This is a genomic window from Bacteroides sp. HPS0048, assembly GCF_964240755.1.
GTDB classification, from domain to species: domain Bacteria; phylum Bacteroidota; class Bacteroidia; order Bacteroidales; family Bacteroidaceae; genus Bacteroides; species Bacteroides nordii.
Window position 1 is genome coordinate 1 of sequence record NZ_CAXSVC010000010.1, and the last position, 17,336, is coordinate 17,336.

At 34.4% G+C, this 17,336-nt stretch carries 15 protein-coding genes; 13 read left to right on the top strand and 2 right to left on the bottom strand.

From position 1 onward, the window contains the following. Positions 1-65: 65 nt before the first annotated feature. From ACESQI_RS09870 to ACESQI_RS09925, 12 genes are all read left to right on the top strand, one after another. Positions 66-788, top strand: coding sequence for a hypothetical protein (locus ACESQI_RS09870; protein ID WP_007486619.1), 723 nt, complete (start codon positions 66-68; stop codon positions 786-788). Positions 789-805: 17 nt separating this feature from the next. After that, entirely contained in the window at positions 806-2,323 is a 1,518-nt protein-coding gene (locus tag ACESQI_RS09875; protein WP_195661174.1) for a lipopolysaccharide biosynthesis protein, read from the top strand. Between the two features lie 15 nt (positions 2,324-2,338). Next, entirely contained in the window at positions 2,339-3,208 is an 870-nt protein-coding gene (locus ACESQI_RS09880) for an alpha-1,2-fucosyltransferase (RefSeq protein WP_195661175.1), read from the top strand. A gap of 10 nt (positions 3,209-3,218) precedes the next feature. Next, complete coding sequence (locus ACESQI_RS09885; protein ID WP_195661176.1) at positions 3,219-4,499, top strand: hypothetical protein; 1,281 nt, start codon at positions 3,219-3,221, stop codon at positions 4,497-4,499. Positions 4,500-4,588: 89 nt separating this feature from the next. Continuing rightward, positions 4,589-5,695: an EpsG family protein gene (locus tag ACESQI_RS09890; RefSeq protein WP_195450312.1), complete on the top strand. Its 1,107-nt coding sequence runs from the start codon at positions 4,589-4,591 to the stop codon at positions 5,693-5,695. A 16-nt stretch (positions 5,696-5,711) separates the two neighbouring features. Further along, the gene (locus ACESQI_RS09895; RefSeq protein WP_195661177.1) at positions 5,712-6,692 is read left to right on the top strand and encodes a glycosyltransferase family 1 protein; all 981 of its coding nucleotides are present in this window, start codon (positions 5,712-5,714) and stop codon (positions 6,690-6,692) included. Positions 6,693-6,706: 14 nt separating this feature from the next. Next, entirely contained in the window at positions 6,707-7,810 is a 1,104-nt protein-coding gene (locus ACESQI_RS09900; protein WP_195661178.1) for a glycosyltransferase, read from the top strand. 12 nt (positions 7,811-7,822) lie between these two features. Next, positions 7,823-8,914: an acyltransferase family protein gene (locus tag ACESQI_RS09905; protein WP_195661179.1), complete on the top strand. Its 1,092-nt coding sequence runs from the start codon at positions 7,823-7,825 to the stop codon at positions 8,912-8,914. Between the two features lie 462 nt (positions 8,915-9,376). Continuing rightward, positions 9,377-10,195 (top strand): glycosyltransferase family 2 protein, encoded by an 819-nt coding sequence (locus tag ACESQI_RS09910; RefSeq protein ID WP_195661180.1) that lies wholly within the window; start codon positions 9,377-9,379, stop codon positions 10,193-10,195. Positions 10,196-10,203: 8 nt separating this feature from the next. Beyond that, a complete protein-coding gene (locus ACESQI_RS09915) occupies positions 10,204-11,100 on the top strand; it encodes an NAD(P)-dependent oxidoreductase (protein WP_195661181.1) in 897 nt (298 codons plus the stop codon). Positions 11,101-11,197: 97 nt separating this feature from the next. Continuing rightward, positions 11,198-12,148, top strand: coding sequence for a glycosyltransferase family 4 protein (locus ACESQI_RS09920; RefSeq protein WP_195661182.1), 951 nt, complete (start codon positions 11,198-11,200; stop codon positions 12,146-12,148). A gap of 81 nt (positions 12,149-12,229) precedes the next feature. Continuing rightward, a complete protein-coding gene (locus tag ACESQI_RS09925; RefSeq protein ID WP_002561437.1) occupies positions 12,230-13,360 on the top strand; it encodes an ATP-binding protein in 1,131 nt (376 codons plus the stop codon). Between the two features lie 63 nt (positions 13,361-13,423). On the opposite strand, the gene ACESQI_RS09930 is transcribed toward ACESQI_RS09925, so the two are convergent. Both ACESQI_RS09930 and ACESQI_RS09935 read right to left on the bottom strand, forming a co-directional pair. Then, complete coding sequence (locus ACESQI_RS09930) at positions 13,424-15,202, bottom strand: ATP-binding protein (protein WP_025867642.1); 1,779 nt, start codon at positions 15,200-15,202, stop codon at positions 13,424-13,426. Between the two features lie 17 nt (positions 15,203-15,219). Next, positions 15,220-15,909 (bottom strand): response regulator transcription factor, encoded by a 690-nt coding sequence (locus ACESQI_RS09935; protein WP_221649456.1) that lies wholly within the window; start codon positions 15,907-15,909, stop codon positions 15,220-15,222. A 231-nt stretch (positions 15,910-16,140) separates the two neighbouring features. On the opposite strand from ACESQI_RS09935, the gene ACESQI_RS09940 reads away from it, so the two are divergent. Then, the gene (locus tag ACESQI_RS09940) at positions 16,141-17,334 is read left to right on the top strand and encodes a hypothetical protein (RefSeq protein WP_025867641.1); all 1,194 of its coding nucleotides are present in this window, start codon (positions 16,141-16,143) and stop codon (positions 17,332-17,334) included. The last annotated feature ends 2 nt before the right edge of the window (positions 17,335-17,336 follow it).

The window sequence follows — 17,336 nt, forward strand, 5'->3', positions numbered from 1 at the left end:
CTTGAATATAGTAAATAAGAATAAAGTTAGTCGATTACTTCTGTTGGGTAAAAAATAGTTCTATTATGACAAAAGAAAAACTATTAAAAATAAAAAGAATTTTTCTTGATTTTAGAAAATATTCTTTGTTTAATACAATCTATTTCAATTTTCATTATTTACCTTTTAAGCAAGCTATATTTTTACCTGTTTGGATTACATACCGAAACTATTGTTTATTTAAAGGTAGGTTAGTTATTGAATCGGATAAAATTTATCCTGGTATGATAAAAATGGGAGCCATGCATCTTGCTTATAACCGTCCAAGAGGGATAGCGTTTATTAATAGTGGTGGAATTTTAAAATTTAAGGGGAGCTGTTTTATTGGAAATGATAGTATTATTGATATTGGTGACAATGCAATATTAGAGCTTGGAAATCGGTTTGGTATGACATCTTCAGAATTGAAATGTCGTAAAAGTATAAAAATAGGGAGTAATTGTTCTGTTGGTACATTATCTCGGATAACGGATACTGATAGCCATCTTTTTAAAAACGTTAAAACAGGTAAGGTTTCTAAAGCTAATCAAGAAATTGTAATAGGAAATAATAATTGGTTTGGTTACCGGACTTTAGTTTTAAAAGGTACTCATAGTTGCGATGATGTTATAGTTTCAGGTTGCTCGGTTGTAACGAAAAGAACTGAATTTGTCAACAAATGTATTGTTTCTGGTAATCCTGCAACTATTGTAGGCGTTGGTTATTATAGAGACCCGTTTGATGAGGATCCTAAAGATCACGAGGATTAATTTTTTCTTACTACAGTATGGGGAATAAAGGACGTATACTAAAAAATACTTTCTTTTTATATATAAGATTAGTTGTAGTATTACTGGTCGGAATCTATACTACAAAAATTATTTTATCAGCTTTAGGTTTTGATGATTTTGGTATATATAATGTTGTAGGTGGACTTGTAACGACATTTACAATTTTAACATCTTCTCTTTCTAACGCTTGTAGTCGATTTATTACATATGAGATGGGGAAACAATCTGGAAACAGATTAAATTTAATGTTTTCCACATCTCTAATGATTATGGCTATTTTATCATTAATACTTGTAGTGTTTGTAGAAACTATAGGGTTGTGGTATTTAAATACATATATGAACATTACGCCTGATCGTTTATATGCGGCAAATTGGTGTTTACAATTTAGTCTGTTTACTCTGATCGCTCAATTGTTCGCTGTTCCTTATAATGCTTCTATTATAGCTCACGAAAAGATGGGAATTTTTGCATATATAAGTATAGTTGATGTATTATTAAAACTCATAATCGTTTATTTATTACAAGTATCTACTTTTGATAAGTTGATTTTTTATTCGTTTCTTTTATTTTTAGTATCTTTATTGATGTTGGGCATTTACATGCTGTATTGTACTCGAAATTTTTATGAAACGCATTTTCGGTTGATTTATGATAAAGCCGTAATAAAAGATATGTTTGGCTATGCGAGTTGGAATTTTTTAGGTGATTCTTCAATTCTAGCGAGGACGCAAGGGATTGATTTAGTGATGAATTATTTTTATGGTTCTGTTATAAATGCTTCAAGAGGAATTTCTGTTAAAATATCCACGATGGCTACTGGATTTGTTAGTAACTTTCTTTTGGCAATCAGACCTCAAATATTACAAAATTTAGCTCAAAAAAAATATGACGAATTATATGATTTAATTTTTTATGGTACCAGGTTTTCTTACTATTTAGTATTAATAATATCTATACCTATTATATTGGAAGCTCCTTTGGTTTTAAAGCTATGGTTGAATGAATATCCTCCGTATACTGTTGAGTTTGTGCGTTTAACTTTTGTAGGTACATTGTTGGAAAGTCTTACAGGTACTGTAGTAATAGCTATAGTGGGATGTCGTAATATAAAAAAATATATGATAGCAATTTTTTTTGTTAGTATTTGTACCGCGTTACCTTTCTGCCTTTTATTTTCTTCGTTAGGTTTATCTCCTGTATTTGCTTTTATTTCTTCTTTGTTTCCTGTGCTATTTGGAATAGGGATTAAGGTTATATATGCTAAGAAAATGTTTAATTTTCCTATAGGTTATTTTTTGAGAAAGGTAGTAATGAGATTATTAGTTGTTACATTTCTTAGTCTACTTTTACCACTTCTTTTATATGTTACATTATTTCATAATAGTTATCGACTTGTAGCAGTTCTTTTTTTAGGGATGCCTTATGTTGCTTTTATAATTTATTTGTTGGGGTTAACTGGCAATGAAAAAAAACAATTATACCATCGTTTTTTCCATAAAAGAAAGATATGAAATTAATAAAGCGTTATGGATGTAGTAGTCATATTTAATGGTTTAGGTAATCAGTTATCTCAGTATAGCTTTTATTTGGCTAAACAGAAATACTGTAAAAATTGTACCTGTATTTTTGATTCGCGGGGCGTTAATAACCATAATGGTTTCGAATTGAATCGTCTCTTTGGCATTGAAATCCCCAATACTATAAAAAATAGAATTCTATATTGGCTATTTCAACTCAAAAAGAGAAAAATCGTATCTTCACTTTTATCATTACTGAAAATTAGAATAATAAAAGAAGACAACAAATATCTTTTTAATGAAGATTTGCTCGTTAAGAGTCCTTTGGGTATTAATTTTTATTGGGGAGGATGGCCTAGCGAGAAGCATTTTAAGGCAATAGAAAAAGAGGTGAAGGGAACTTTCTCATTCCCAAATTCTGAAGAAGATGAGGTGTTTAATAAAATGAAAACTGAAATAGAAAAGAATCCAACTTCTGTTTCGTTGCATATAAGAAGAGGAGATTATCTGAAGAAAACAAATAGCATTTATCAATTTGGAGGGGTTGCTACAGATGATTACTTTAAAAAGGCTATTCAATACACAATTAAGCATATAAATAATCCTTCTTTTTATGTATTTTCAGATGACATAAATTGGTGCCGAGAACATTTTATCGGTAATGAATATCACTTTGTTGATTGCAATAATGGTTTAAATTCATGGCGTGATTTATATCTTATGTCTCTTTGTCGTCATCATATTAATTCTAATAGTACTTTCTCATGGTGGGGTGCTTGGCTTTGTGAATATGATGATAAAATCGTAATTACTCCGGAGGAGTATATAAAAGATTTATCCACTCCTGATGTTTATCCAGCAGAATGGATTAAATTATAATTTTATATTTATGAAAAATTGTGTATTTACTATAGTTGCCACCAACTACGTTGGACTGGCGCAAGCTTTGCAGAAATCCATTGAAAAATATAATAAGGATGTTGATTTCTATATTGTTGTTGCAGATGAACCTGCTGGTGAAGTAAAATCAAAATTACCATGTAACGTATTTGTAGCTAAAGAAATATTGTCATATTCCGATTCGAAATGGTATGAAATGGCATTTAAGTATAATCTAACAGAGTTTTGTACTGCCATCAAGCCTGCTTCTATACAATATTTCTTTGCTAAAGGTTACAATAAAGTTATATATTTCGATCCTGACATTCTTACTTTTGACAGTTTGGATTTCGTTTGGAACAAGTTGAATGATTACAGTGCTGTTGTTACTCCTCACATATTAACGGCAGAAGTTGAATATTCGGGGAATTTAAAGGAACAGAGATTACTCTATTCTGGAGTATTTAATATGGGTTTTGGAGCTTTTAAACAGACTCGTGATGTTACTAATTTCTTAAAATGGTGGAAAAATCGTCTTGAAGACTATTGTTTTGCCGATTCTAATCTGAATTTGTTTACAGACCAGAAGTGGGTTGATATGCTTCCTTGCTTTTTAGGTACACAGCTATATGTGTCAAGAAATAAAGGGATGAATGTTGCTCCTTGGAATTTTCATGAAAGAAAAGTCATTCAAGGTACAGAAAAACTAAAAATAGGATCAAGACTGCTGGATGAAGAATTAGATAATTTGATTTTTGTGCATTACTCTGGATATAATTATAAATCACTCATATCGGGTGAAGTGATTCAACAGAATATATCGGACATCAAACAGTACGAAGATATCATTGTGCTTTTCAATGAGTATGGATCTGCACTTAAGCAAGCTAACATTGCAGCTTTTATAGACCAAAAATATACCTATAATTATTTTTCTAATCATACATATACCATTAGTCTGGCTGTTAGAAGATTATTTAGAGGGTTGGTTGAAAATGGTAATGATATAGAAAATCCATTTGATTGTAATTCAGATTTCTTTAACCGTTTAAGTAGTAAGGGATTTGTGAGAAAGAATCAAGAGTTTAACTCAGTAGTTTATAATGAACAATCGCAAAATACTCAAAAAACGATATCTCGAATTAATACTTTATTTGGTTTTGTATTTAAAATCATTGGTGCAGATCGATATTATAATTTGACAAGGGCATTGCGCAAATATGGAATTTGGGAAAATCATTCGTTTTTAATAACCAAAGGAACTGAAAGTTATAAATTCAGAAGACTTTAATTGTAGCATGTTTATTAAGGAATTTATTCGTAAAGGCAGCCATAAATTACAGATTGTGTGATTTATATACATTGATAGTCGTTAGTTGAATGTATTACATTACTTTTCTGTTTTTAGCGTTGTGCGCGTATATAGAGATAACAAAGGGGTGGACAAAAAGGTCCATAGGTACTTTATTAATCTTATGTATAGTATGGTTTATATTGCATGATGGTTTAAGGTGGGGGATAGGATCTGACTGGACACCTTATTATAAGTATTTTCAAAATTGTCTGATGTCAGATAATCGAACCGGATTTGAGCTTGGTTATGCTTTGATGAATAAGTTTGTTAGGGGCTTTACAGACAGCTATACTGTATATTTACTATTGCATGCAATTGTTGTATATTCAGTATTCTATTGGTTTACTAAAAAGTATTCACCCTATCCGCTAATGAGTCTTTTGGTATTATACTACTCGATGATAGGTTATTTGGGAATGAATAGGCAATACTTGGCATTAGTTATATGTTTATTGTCTGTTCCTTTTATACTAAGACATAAGTATATGGTAAGTATTGTTATTATTGCTTTTGCGTGCTTATTTCATATCAGTGCCTTAATGTTTGTACCATTGTTATTCTTTACAAGACGAATTCCATCTCAAATTATATGGTTTTCTTTGTTAATAATTTCTTTAGTATCTATTTCGGGAGTAATCAACAAGTTGCCTTTTGAAATGTTATTTGTGGCAAGTGATGATTTGGATCATAAGATGTCTTTTTATATAGAAAATACTTCTGATTTCACTTCTTCAATTCCCTCAAAACTATTAGGTATCGCTCGTCGTGGCATAATAGTGTTCTCGGTTTTATTACTGCGGAATCGAATACCTTCTGTTGATAAGAGTTTTGATTTTGTTTTTAACGTAAGTCTTTTATCCTTACTCTTATATATATTTTTTAGTGGAACGGTTTTGCAAATATTAGTATCGCGCGGGGTATTATTTTACTCTATTTTTGAAGTGTTACTCATCCCTTATTTAATTCGAATACTTAATAGTGTAAAAGCAAAACAAATTGCTTTTTGCTTTTTGATTATTTGGGGGTTATATTCTATGAATAAAAGTATGGATGCATATAGTTATCTCGGAGTTGATATATTTAGGCCATATAATGCCGTTTATATTGATTCTGAATATGTCGCATTACATTAATAATTGGAGTTGTATAATGAAACCTATTTTGTTCTTTCACAGAAATATCAAATGTGGCTTTAGTATAAATAAAGTATCACAGACTTTTATTCGAAAAATAGATGATTACCAAGAGTTTTATGCTCCTTTTAATCGTGCTGATGTAATAAGTCTGCTGAGGAATTTATTATTTGTTTTCCGGCATCGTAATAAACATGCAATAAACCATATAACAGGTGATATTCATTATTGCATTATGGCTTTATTAGGTTGCAAATCGGTTCTGACTATCCACGACACGAATATGTATGATTTCTGCAGGAACCCGCTGAAGCGATGGGTGTTTCGTTGGTTTTGGTTTAAGTTACCAATTAGATTTGCTGGGAAAGTGGTATGCATCTCTACTGAAACAAAACGTAGGGTACTGCAATTTTCTAAACGAAAGGATATAGAGGTGATCTACAATGCAGTAGATGATTCATTTCTTCGACAAAAACCTCAGCCTGTTCCATACCATAAGAAGCCCCATATTCTTTTGATTGGAACCAATGTTAATAAGAATGTGGTCCGCACAATTGAAGCATTGAGTGGCATTGAATGTCAGTTAATTATAATCGGCCATCTAAATGACGAAATATCTAATGCGCTCAAAAAGCATCAAATGGATTACATTATAAAAACAAAATTGAGAGATGCGGAGATTATCGAAGAATATCGGGCTTGTGACATCGTAAGTTTTTGCTCAATTTATGAAGGTTTTGGAATGCCTATTATTGAAGGGAACGCTATGGGGCGTCCTGTGATAACTTCTTGTATCGAACCGCTTATCGAAATTGCAGGTGATGCAGCCCTTCTTGTATCTCCTTACGATGTTGAAGATATGCGTCGAGGATTTTTGAACTTAATAAATGATTCCACACTGAGATTGCGTCTCGTTGAAAATGGATTAAAGAACATCATGCGTTTCCAAAGTCAGGAAATCGCTAAACAATACATGAATTTATATAAGTCGCTTTAAGTATAAACGAATTTATGAAAAAAATCATAGTAGTTTCTGCTGTGAATTTAGTAGAAGGTGGTACCTTAACAATTTTCAAAAATGCACTTACAGAGTTGAACGAACATTTTGCGGAAAGATATCGTATTATTGCCTTGGTACATGATAAAAAATTGGCTTATTTCCCCAATATCGAATATCTTGAGTATCCATGGGTGAAGAAGAGATGGATTAATCGTGTATATTTTGAATATTTCTTTTGTCGTTCACTCTCTAAAAAGCTTAACGCATATCTATGGTTAGCCATTCATGATATGACACCGGACGTAACTGCAACATTACGAGTTGTTTACTGTCATAATCCCACTCCTTTCTACCATCCAAAGCTATCTTCTATTAAGTATAGTTATAAAGAGTATCTCTTCTCCCAGTTTTATAAATACCTTTATCGAATAAATATCAAAAAAAATGATGCTGTAATAGTGCAGCAAAATTGGTTGAAAAAGGCTTTTATGGGGTTGTATAATTTGGAAGATAAGAAAATAATTGTGGCTAAGCCTTTTGAAAATCCTTCTCCTGAGGTAGAGATCTCATTGAGACCTGATAACAATAGTATTACTACTTTTTTCTATCCGTCTTTACCACGAACTTTTAAGAATTTTGAGATAATCTGTGAAGCTTCTAAGTTGTTGCTCCAAAAGGGGGTGAATAGTTTTAAAGTGGTGCTGACGATTGATGGAAGTGAAAACCGCTATACACGTGACATTTTAAAAGTTTATGGAAATATCAAGCAAATCAAATTTGCAGGATTAATGTCTAAAGAGAAGGTTTCGGAGATGTATGTCAAGTCATCTTGTTTGATATTCCCTTCGAAACTTGAAACATGGGGATTGCCTATTTCGGAATTCATTCCTTTTAATAAGCCAATGATTGTAGCCGACTTACCTTATGCATACGAAACTGCTATGGGAGCTAAACAAACCGCTTTCTTCAATACAGAATCGGCTGAAGATTTGATGGCTCGAATGAGTGAGGTTATTGAAGGGAACTTGAGTCATTTCAAATTAGTTCCTAAAGAGGCTGAATCTGATGATGTCGTGTATACATGGACAAATTTGTTTAATAAACTATTGAAATAGATCTTATATACCATGTTGGAGATAACAAATAATGATCAAGATGTTAACAAATCATTAATTGGAGGCAAAAGAAAGAAATGGGTGGATTTCGGCAAGGGAATTTCAATGTTTTTAGTAGTACTCTACCATAGTGAAGTCTATTACCCTATCACAAATTATAATTTTAGCTATCTGTTTGCATACTTTAGGATGCCGTTTTTCTTTTTTCTTTCAGGCTATTTATTTACATCTAACTACCTGCAATTTTCGCTGAAACGTAAGATGCTTCAAATTTTACGAGGAATCGTTTGGACATATCTGATATTTACTCTTATATTATTTGTTCCTAAATCTATCAGTCATAATATTCCTTTATCTGTTGGATTACAAGAAATTGTATTAGGTTGGGCTTCTTGGTTTGTGGTAGCTTTAGGTGTAGCACAGGTGATGTTCGGATGGGTATTAAGCAAGACTAAGAACCATAAAGCAATTTTTACCTTTAGTTTAGTGTGCCTGATATTGGGCTATTGTATTTCTATTTGGTATCCTGAGCGTTTGCCTTACTATTTCGATCGAGCATTATTAATTGTGCCATTCTTTGGATTGGGATTTTTTTATCGTATCTATGAAAATATAGTTGATCGATACGTGCCAGTGAAATGGTGGGTGTTATTGCTTTTAGTAGTTTGTTATTTTGGTTTCTATATCTATGATTCGATGCATTGGCATACCATGACTTCGGCCTTCGGCCCCAAGGATTATCATAATTTCATGCTATATCTTTGTTATGCTGTTTTAGGTATTATGATGATGGTAAGGCTTGTGAAGCTGGTACCCCCTATACCATGGATTTGTTTTATAGGAGTTAATAGCTTGGTATTTTATTACTTGAATGGTGGAGCTATTACGATTATAGTTGCCATCTGTAATAGATTGAATTTACATCTGCCGATTGCTATTCAACAACAATTTGGATATATAGAGATACTATTTATGGCAGTTATCACCTCATTAATGATAACTGTTGTCGTAAAATTTATTCGCCGTTATTGTCCCGTGATGATTGGAGATAAGAATGCTTTTAATCATTGGGCAAAGATTTTAAGACTAAAAATTAAGTTCTGAGAAACAATCATAACTTGATTATTAAATTGGACATTAATAGCCATAGACATTATATTCCATTAAACTACGGTATCGTCAGAAATGGTGGTAAAAGTAGTAAGAAAATGAGTGTAACCTATCAATAACCTTAAGGAATGAACCTTACGAAAGCTGACCACTCAGTGTAACAATATGCTTCATTTCGGTAGTGACGAAGGGGTGAATATAGTAGCAGCTTATCATAGTGCTATAAGTACAGTGAAGTTCCATGGCCGATCGGCTTGGAATATTTGTGTAATTTTTTTAAGATTTTTTTTAATGGGTACAGAGGTTATGTTAATCTCACTCCTCGAAACATCGGTTTGACAGTAATTAACCGCTAATAAATCGTTTAAATTTTAATTATATACGTTTTTAGGCACTGAAAAGTGCCTAAAATAGCGGAATGATCTAAATTGAGTATTAACTAAAACTTAGAATAAAGTGTATGAAATAACAGCTACTATTGTCACATATAGGAATCCTGATTCCATTTTGTTGAAAACTATCAAAAGCTTTTTGAATACAAAAGTTGAAGTGCGGTTATATATTATAGATAATTCTCCAACAGATAGATTAAGGAATATTTGTAATGATCCTCGTGTAGAATATATATTTATGAACTCTAATAATGGCTTTGGAGCAGGGCATAATGTGATTTTACGTAATGCATCCAAAATGGGGAAATATCATTTAGTTTTAAACCCTGATGTGTTTTTTGAAAAGGGAACATTGGAAAAATTGTATGATTATATGGAAAACAATCTGGATGTTGGAAATGTAATGCCTAAAGTTATTTTTCCAAATGGTGAACTTCAATATTTATGTAAACTATTACCTACTCCTCAAGACTGGATTGTTAGAATGTTTATTCCTATAAAAAAGATAAAAGAAAGAATCGATTATAATTTAGAAATGCATTTCGCGGACTATGATAGCGAGATGAATGTACCATATTTATCAGGTTGTTTTATGTTTTTACGTAAAACTGTCATAAAAGAAATCGGTGTGTTCGATGAGGGTATTTTTATGTATGGTGAAGATACTGATTTGAATAGACGAATTTATAAGAAATATAAAACGATGTATTATCCTAAAGCAGTCATAACCCATAATTTTGAGAAGGGGTCTCATAAAAATTTTAGATTATTGTGGATTCATATTAAGGCTGCTATATATTATTTGAATAAGTGGGGATGGTTTTTTGATAAGGAACGTACTTTAATAAATAGAAAAACAAAAACTATTTATTCAGTAAAATAATCACTTCTATGAATCTTCTATTTACAGGAGCTTCCGGCTTCCTGGGCAATAACATTTATCCTCTATTAAAAGATAATTATTCTATTGCTACTATCGGATTGGCTTTACAAGATAATTATTCCGCCAATTTAGCTATAGAAATACCTAATCTAACAGAAAAGTATGATATTGTTCTTCATGCTGCCGGTAAAGCCCATTCAATTCCTAAAACAGAGGAGGAGAAACAGGCTTTTTTTGATATCAATTTACAAGGTACTAAACATTTATGTACTGCCTTAGAAAATAGTGGTGTACCCAAATCTTTCATTTTTGTCAGTACTGTTGCTGTTTATGGCTGTGATTATGGTGAGAATATAACAGAGGAACATCCTCTAAATGGAATGACACCTTATGCCTTAAGTAAAATACAAGCAGAGCAATATTTACAGGAATGGTGTAATAAACATCATGTGACTTTAGGAATTATTCGCCCTTCATTGATTGCAGGACCTAATCCTCCGGGAAATTTAGGTGCTATGATCAATGGGATACGTAATGGTAAATATTTCAGCATAGCTGGTGGCAGAGCCCGGAAAAGTGTTTTGATGGTGCAAGATATTGCGAATCTGATCCCATTATTAGCAGAGCAGGGTGGTATCTATAATGTTTGTGATACCTATCAGCCTACATTCCGGGAATTAGAATCCGTGATATGTAGGCAACTTGGTAAGTCAATGCCGCTTTCCATTCCGTATTGGTTGGCAAAAAGTATGGCTGTTGTCGGTGACTGTTTGGGAAGCAAAGCGCCTATTAACTCTTTAAAACTGAATAAAATAACCAAATCTTTGACTTTTAGTAATGAGAAAGCAGTGCGTGAATTGGGGTGGAAACCAATGAATGTATTGGAGAATTTTAAAATTGAATAACTATGCTTTGGGGAGTTATAGGAGGTTTATTAGGTCTGGTTATTTTAATCTTTAGTGGCCTCCAACTGTGGTTTTATCTGATTAATAAAAACGAATAATGTATTATTTAATAGTCTTAGTTCTGCTCTTCCTGGCAGAACTTTTTTATTTCCGTATTGCTGATAAATGTAATATCATTGACAAACCCAATGAGCGCAGTTCGCATACCCGGATCACTTTGCGGGGTGGGGGAATCATCTTCTATTTTGGAGTATTAGCCTATTTCTTCACGAATCATTTCGAATATCCCTGGTTCATGCTTGCCTTGACATTGATCACCTTAATCAGTTTTATAGATGATATCCGTTCTACTTCTCAGGCATTGCGATTAGTGTTTCATTTCTCTGCTATATCTTTGATGTTCTATCAGTGGGGACTGTTCTCTCTTCCTTGGTGGACAATCCTTGTAGCGCTAATAATATGTACCGGTATTATCAATGCTTATAACTTTATGGATGGTATTAATGGTATCACAGGCGGATACTCTCTGATTATTTTAGTAGCTCTTGCCTATATAAACAGAGAGATTGTTTCTTTTGTGGAACAAGAATTGATTGTTACTGTTCTTTGTTCCGTACTGGTTTTTAATTTCTTTAATTTCCGAAAGCATGCAAAATGCTTTGCCGGTGATGTAGGTTCGGTGAGTATAGCATTTATCGTTTTGTTTCTTATCGGTAAGCTGATAATCAAGACGGAGGATTTCAGTTGGATTATACTATTGGTTGTTTATGGGGTAGATAGTGTACTTACCATTATTCATCGTCTGATGCTTCATGAAAATATAGGATTGCCGCATCGGAAACATCTGTATCAGATTATGGCAAATGAACTGAAGGTACCTCATGTGGTAGTTTCTTCTGTTTATATGATAGTACAGGCATTGGTAATAGCAGGATATTTCTATTTTCAGGAATATAGCTATTGGTATTTGTTAGGGAGCATACTTATCCTAAGTGGAACGTACATCTTGTTTATGAGGAAATATTTCCGTTTACATTTCTTGATATAATATAATTCTTCCAATTACCTCTTATTATCTAAATTATAATTATTATATTTGCAATAATTGTAAATGTAATAATCGTATAATATGCATATAGCTAATCCTTTTGTTGTTGGGGGATACATTTCTCCTCATTACTTCTGTGATAGAGAAGTAGAGACAGAACTATTAATTCGTAATATTACAAATGGTAGGAATGTGGCTCTTATTTCTACTCGCAGAATGGGAAAGACAGGGCTGATACGGCATTGTTTCTATCAAAAGGAGGTAAAAGAGCATTATAATACCTTTTTTATAGACATCTATGCCACTTCAAGTTTACGTGAATTTGTATTTGCTTTGGGGAAAGAGATTTTTGAGAAATTGAAACCTAAAGGAAGGAGGTTTATAGATAATTTCTTTTCTGTTATTTCTTCTCTGCGTGCAGGATTCAAGTTGGACAGTGTGACGGGAGAGCCTGTTTTTGATATAGGTTTGGGGGATATTCATGCAGCAGAGACTACTTTGGAAGAGATTTTCACTTATCTGGAACAAGCGGATAAACCCTGTATTGTAGCTATTGACGAGTTTCAGCAGATAGGTACCTATGCTGAAAGAAATGTGGAAGCGGTATTGAGGACAAAGGTGCAGCATTGTCGGAACTCTTTTTTCATTTTTGCCGGAAGTCAAAGACATATCATGATGAATATATTCAATAGCCCAGCCCGACCTTTTTATCAAAGTGTAAGCATGATGCATCTGGATGCTATTCCTTTGGTGGCATACAAACCTTTCGTAAAGGAGTTGTTTACCGAAAACGGGAAATATATAACAGACGAATTGGTTGAAGAGGTTTATGAGTTTTTTGAAGGGCATACCTGGTATGTACAATTAGCTATGAATGAATTGTATATACTGACTGCTAAAGAAGAAACGTGTGATAAACCAATGCTCAAAACTGCTTTGGACAATATTATAGCCATGCAGGATTTTACTTATCAGGAAATATTCTCCCGTTTGCCGGACAAACAGAAGGAGGTGATTGTTGCCATCGCAAAAGAAAAAAAGGCGGAGGGAGTTACTTCTGCCCGATTTATAAAACAATATCGTCTAAGCTCTTCCAGTTCGGTGCAATCCGGTTTGAAAGGATTGATGGAAAAAGATATGGTGACGCAAGAACAAGGAGTTTATCAGGTTTATGACAAACTATTGGGTGTTTGGCTAAGACGAAATTATTAAAATACTTTTTCGGGAGAAGGATCGATTCAAAGGTGCATATATTAGGAACCACGCAATTCTTTCTTATCTCTCTTTTGCCAATGTAAACACAAATTCCAGTCCTCCGCCCTGATTGTTTTTCGCTGAAATACTTCCTCCGTGAATAATCACTGCATTCTTCACAATAGCAAGTCCTAACCCTGTTCCGCCTAATTTGCGTGAGCGTCCTTTGTCAACCCGGTAGAAGCGTTCGAACAAACGGTTCAGGTGCTCGGGAGAGACACCTACACCGGTATCTGCAAAGCTGAAATAGTAGAAGTTCTCGTCTTCACGGAAACAGTTGATATGGATATGAATATCACTCCCTGCATAAGCAATGGCGTTATCCATCAGATTACGGAAGATAGAGTAGAGTAGGGAGTAATTGCCGCGTACCTGAATGTCTTTTTTCAAAGAGTTGACTACTGTGATGTGTTTCTCTTCTAATTCCAACGATACTTCATTGACGATGTTGGTCACCAATATACTGATATTTACCTTTTCCATATCTATCATATTGGCTGCTTCATCCATGCGGGTCAGTACTGAGATGTCACGTAGCAGTCGGCTGAGGCGGTTACTTTGAGCATAACATCTCTCTAAGAACACGTTCATCTTGTCACGCGGGATATTGTCATTGCTGACAATTGTTTCCAGATATCCCTGAATACTACTGACAGGTGTCTTTAATTCATGAGCAATGTTCTGAGTGAGTTGACGTTTCAAACGTACCTGTTCCTCTTCCAAAGTGACATCATTAATACTTATTTCAAAACTCATATCCTGGAAGATAATGCATTCTACGATAAAGTTTTTACCGTTTTTGTTAATGGTGATGGACATTCGTTTCTCTTCCTTACCGGATGGGCGTTTGGGAGCTTTATTGATGAAGTCTGTGATTTCTTTCAGCTCACTGATAGTAAATACCTCCTCAGCCGTCTCAAGATTAGAGTCCGAAATAAGGTTGCTGTATTGTGTAAACAGGTTATTTACTAATATCTCTTTCTTGTCTTTATTAAATACACCCAGTCCTTCATGGGAAATCTGAAGGTGAGTGATTAGCTTCTCACGCTCAATGTAAAGAGCCTCTTTGGTCTCGTGCAGACGTTTGTATATCTGAATGATGTGTTGGGATATTTCTCCCAGTTCGTTATGGGGGAAGGCCGATTGCATAGCCATTTCAATAGGTTCATTCCGGTCTGCCCGCATGGCAAATTCTCTCAGTTGGCTGATAGAGGTTCCTAACTTATTGGTGAATTTATAGAAGATAATAACCAGCAATAAAGTTACAATAGCAGTAAACCATATATAATGTGAATCCGCTTTCAGGTTGTTTATCAGACTGACATTATAAGGTAAGGCAGATCGTATAATATAATCTTTGTAGAGAGTGGCGGAATAAAAATAAGGTGTACCTGTAGTTTCGGAGGTACGCCGTACATCAAAACCATTGCCTGCCGTTAGAGATTTTACCACTTCCGGACGATTAATATGGTTTTCAAACCGGGAGTTGTTTTTTTCATAGCTGTCATAAAGCACATTTCCATCCAAATCAATAACTGTCACACGAAGATCTTTTAAAGCATGACTACTGATATAGTTATTCAACTCCTTCTGTATGGAGGAAGAAGTAGGGATCTTCTCATGTAGACGGGCATTATAGTCCTGTAACTGTGAATGCAGGAGATCTACCTTATACTCTTTTTCACGTTGATACTGGTAGGCTATAAAGCAGGCTGCAAAGACCAGAAACAAAGAGATGACTGAAAGAAAAAGCTTTCGGCTGAAAGAGAGAAAATGTTTTTGATTGACAGGTAGATTCATGATAAATAATTATTATTTTATTCTGTTTCAAAGCAGTACCCATATCCTAAGCGGGTTACAATCCGCTTGCCATAGATACCTATTTTTTTACGCAGCCGGGTGATATTGACATCAATAGTTCGATCGAGTACATATACCTCATCACTCCATATCCGGGCTAAGATATCCTCGCGGGAGAATACGCGACCTTTGTTTTGTAATAACAGAAAGAGAATTTCAAATTCTTTTTTTGTTAATGCTACTTCTTCATCATCTATACTTACTTTCTTTTTGGTGATGTCGATAGTTAGGGTTTGGTAAGTGATCTGTTCCGGTGCTTTTTCTGTTTCTATAGTAGCAGTACGGCGTAATACAGCTTTGACGCGGGCTATCACTTCACGCAAAGAGAAAGGCTTGGAGATATAATCGTCTGCTCCGAGATTGAATCCGGTAACCGTATCGTTCTCTGTATCTTTGGCTGTGATAAAGATAATAGGCACGTGGGCTGTTTTCTTATCTTTTTTCAGCATATTAGCCATCTTGAATCCTGAAATTTCTCCCATCATCACATCCAATAGTAGCAGGTTATAACTGCTGATGTCCATTTTCAGAGCTTCTTCGGCAGAATTGGCCGTGTCTACTTCGTATCCTTCATTTTCAAGATTGAATTTCAGAATCTCACAGAGATCTTCTTCGTCGTCGACAACTAAAATGCGGTAATCGTTCATAATTTAATAATTATTTAATGTGCCAATATGATAGTATGCCAATTAAAAGAAGGTAACGCAACCGACAGGCATATTATTCATATTACAAATATAATCTTTATTTTATTTCGTTGCAAAGGTGAGGCCTTTTTGTTACGACGGAGTGAAACACGTATTACAATTGCGTTACGACTTTCTGTTTTCCAACAAAAAAGAACTATCTTTGTTATATCTAAACAAACGGAAGACAAAATGATGAAAATAGATTTGAAACAGCGGAAACGGGAGGTGCTGGGTGTTATTGCCATATTGCTTATCATTGTGAGCGGTATGTCTATATACAAATGTACTTCTTTTCATTCCGGCTTTGAAATAATGGATGATTTGGGTGGGAATATTTTCCCTTCTGCCATCTTGTCCGTAGCTACGACGGATGCACAGGTGATTGAACCGTCTGATTCTCTTTATATAGGCAATCCGAAATCGTGTATTGCTATAAGAGTAAAATCTCGCTCGGCTTATAGCCGGGTGCGCATTGAAGTGGCCGAGACTCCTTTCTTTTCACGTTCGGTGTCTGAATTCATTCTTGAGAAACCACGAAAAGAGTACACGATCTATCCTGATATTATCTGGAATTATGAAGCACTGAAAAATAATGTGCAGGCAGAACCGGTCAGTGTGGCTATTACGGTAGAGATGAATGGTGAAGATATGGGACAACGGGTACGAACGTTTTCGGTACGTAGCGTCAATGAGTGCCTGTTGGGGTATGTCACTAACGGAACAAAATTTCATGATACCGGTATCTTTTTTGCAGCTTATGTCAATGAAGAAAATCCGATGATTGATAAACTGTTGCGTGAGGCACTGAATACCCGTATTGTAAATCGCTTTTTAGGGTATCAGAATACAACAGCCGGTGCGGTAGACAAGCAGGTATATGCTCTTTGGAATGTGCTTCAGAAGCGTAATTTTCGTTACAGTTCGGTTTCTAATACCAGCCTTTCGAGCAATGTGGTCTTTTCGCAACGGGTACGCACGTTTGATGATGCATTGGAGTCTTCGCAGATAAACTGTGTGGATGGGAGTGTATTGTTTGCTTCTTTACTTCGTGCCATTAATATTGATCCTATTCTGGTACGTACGCCGGGGCATATGTTTGTGGGCTATTATACAGATAACTCTCATAAAGAGATGAATTTTCTGGAGACTACAATGATTGGTGATGTTGATTTGGATGATTTCTTCCCGGATGAACAACTGGATTCTACCATGGTAGGCAAGTCACAGAATCAAATGTCGTTGCTTACTTTTGAGAAGTCGAAGCAGTATGCGAATAAGAAGTACAAGGAGAATGAAAAAGGAATTCACTCCGGCAGGCTGAATTATATGTTTCTTGAAATATCAAAAGATGTACGAAGAAAGATCCAGCCGATAGGAAAGTAGAA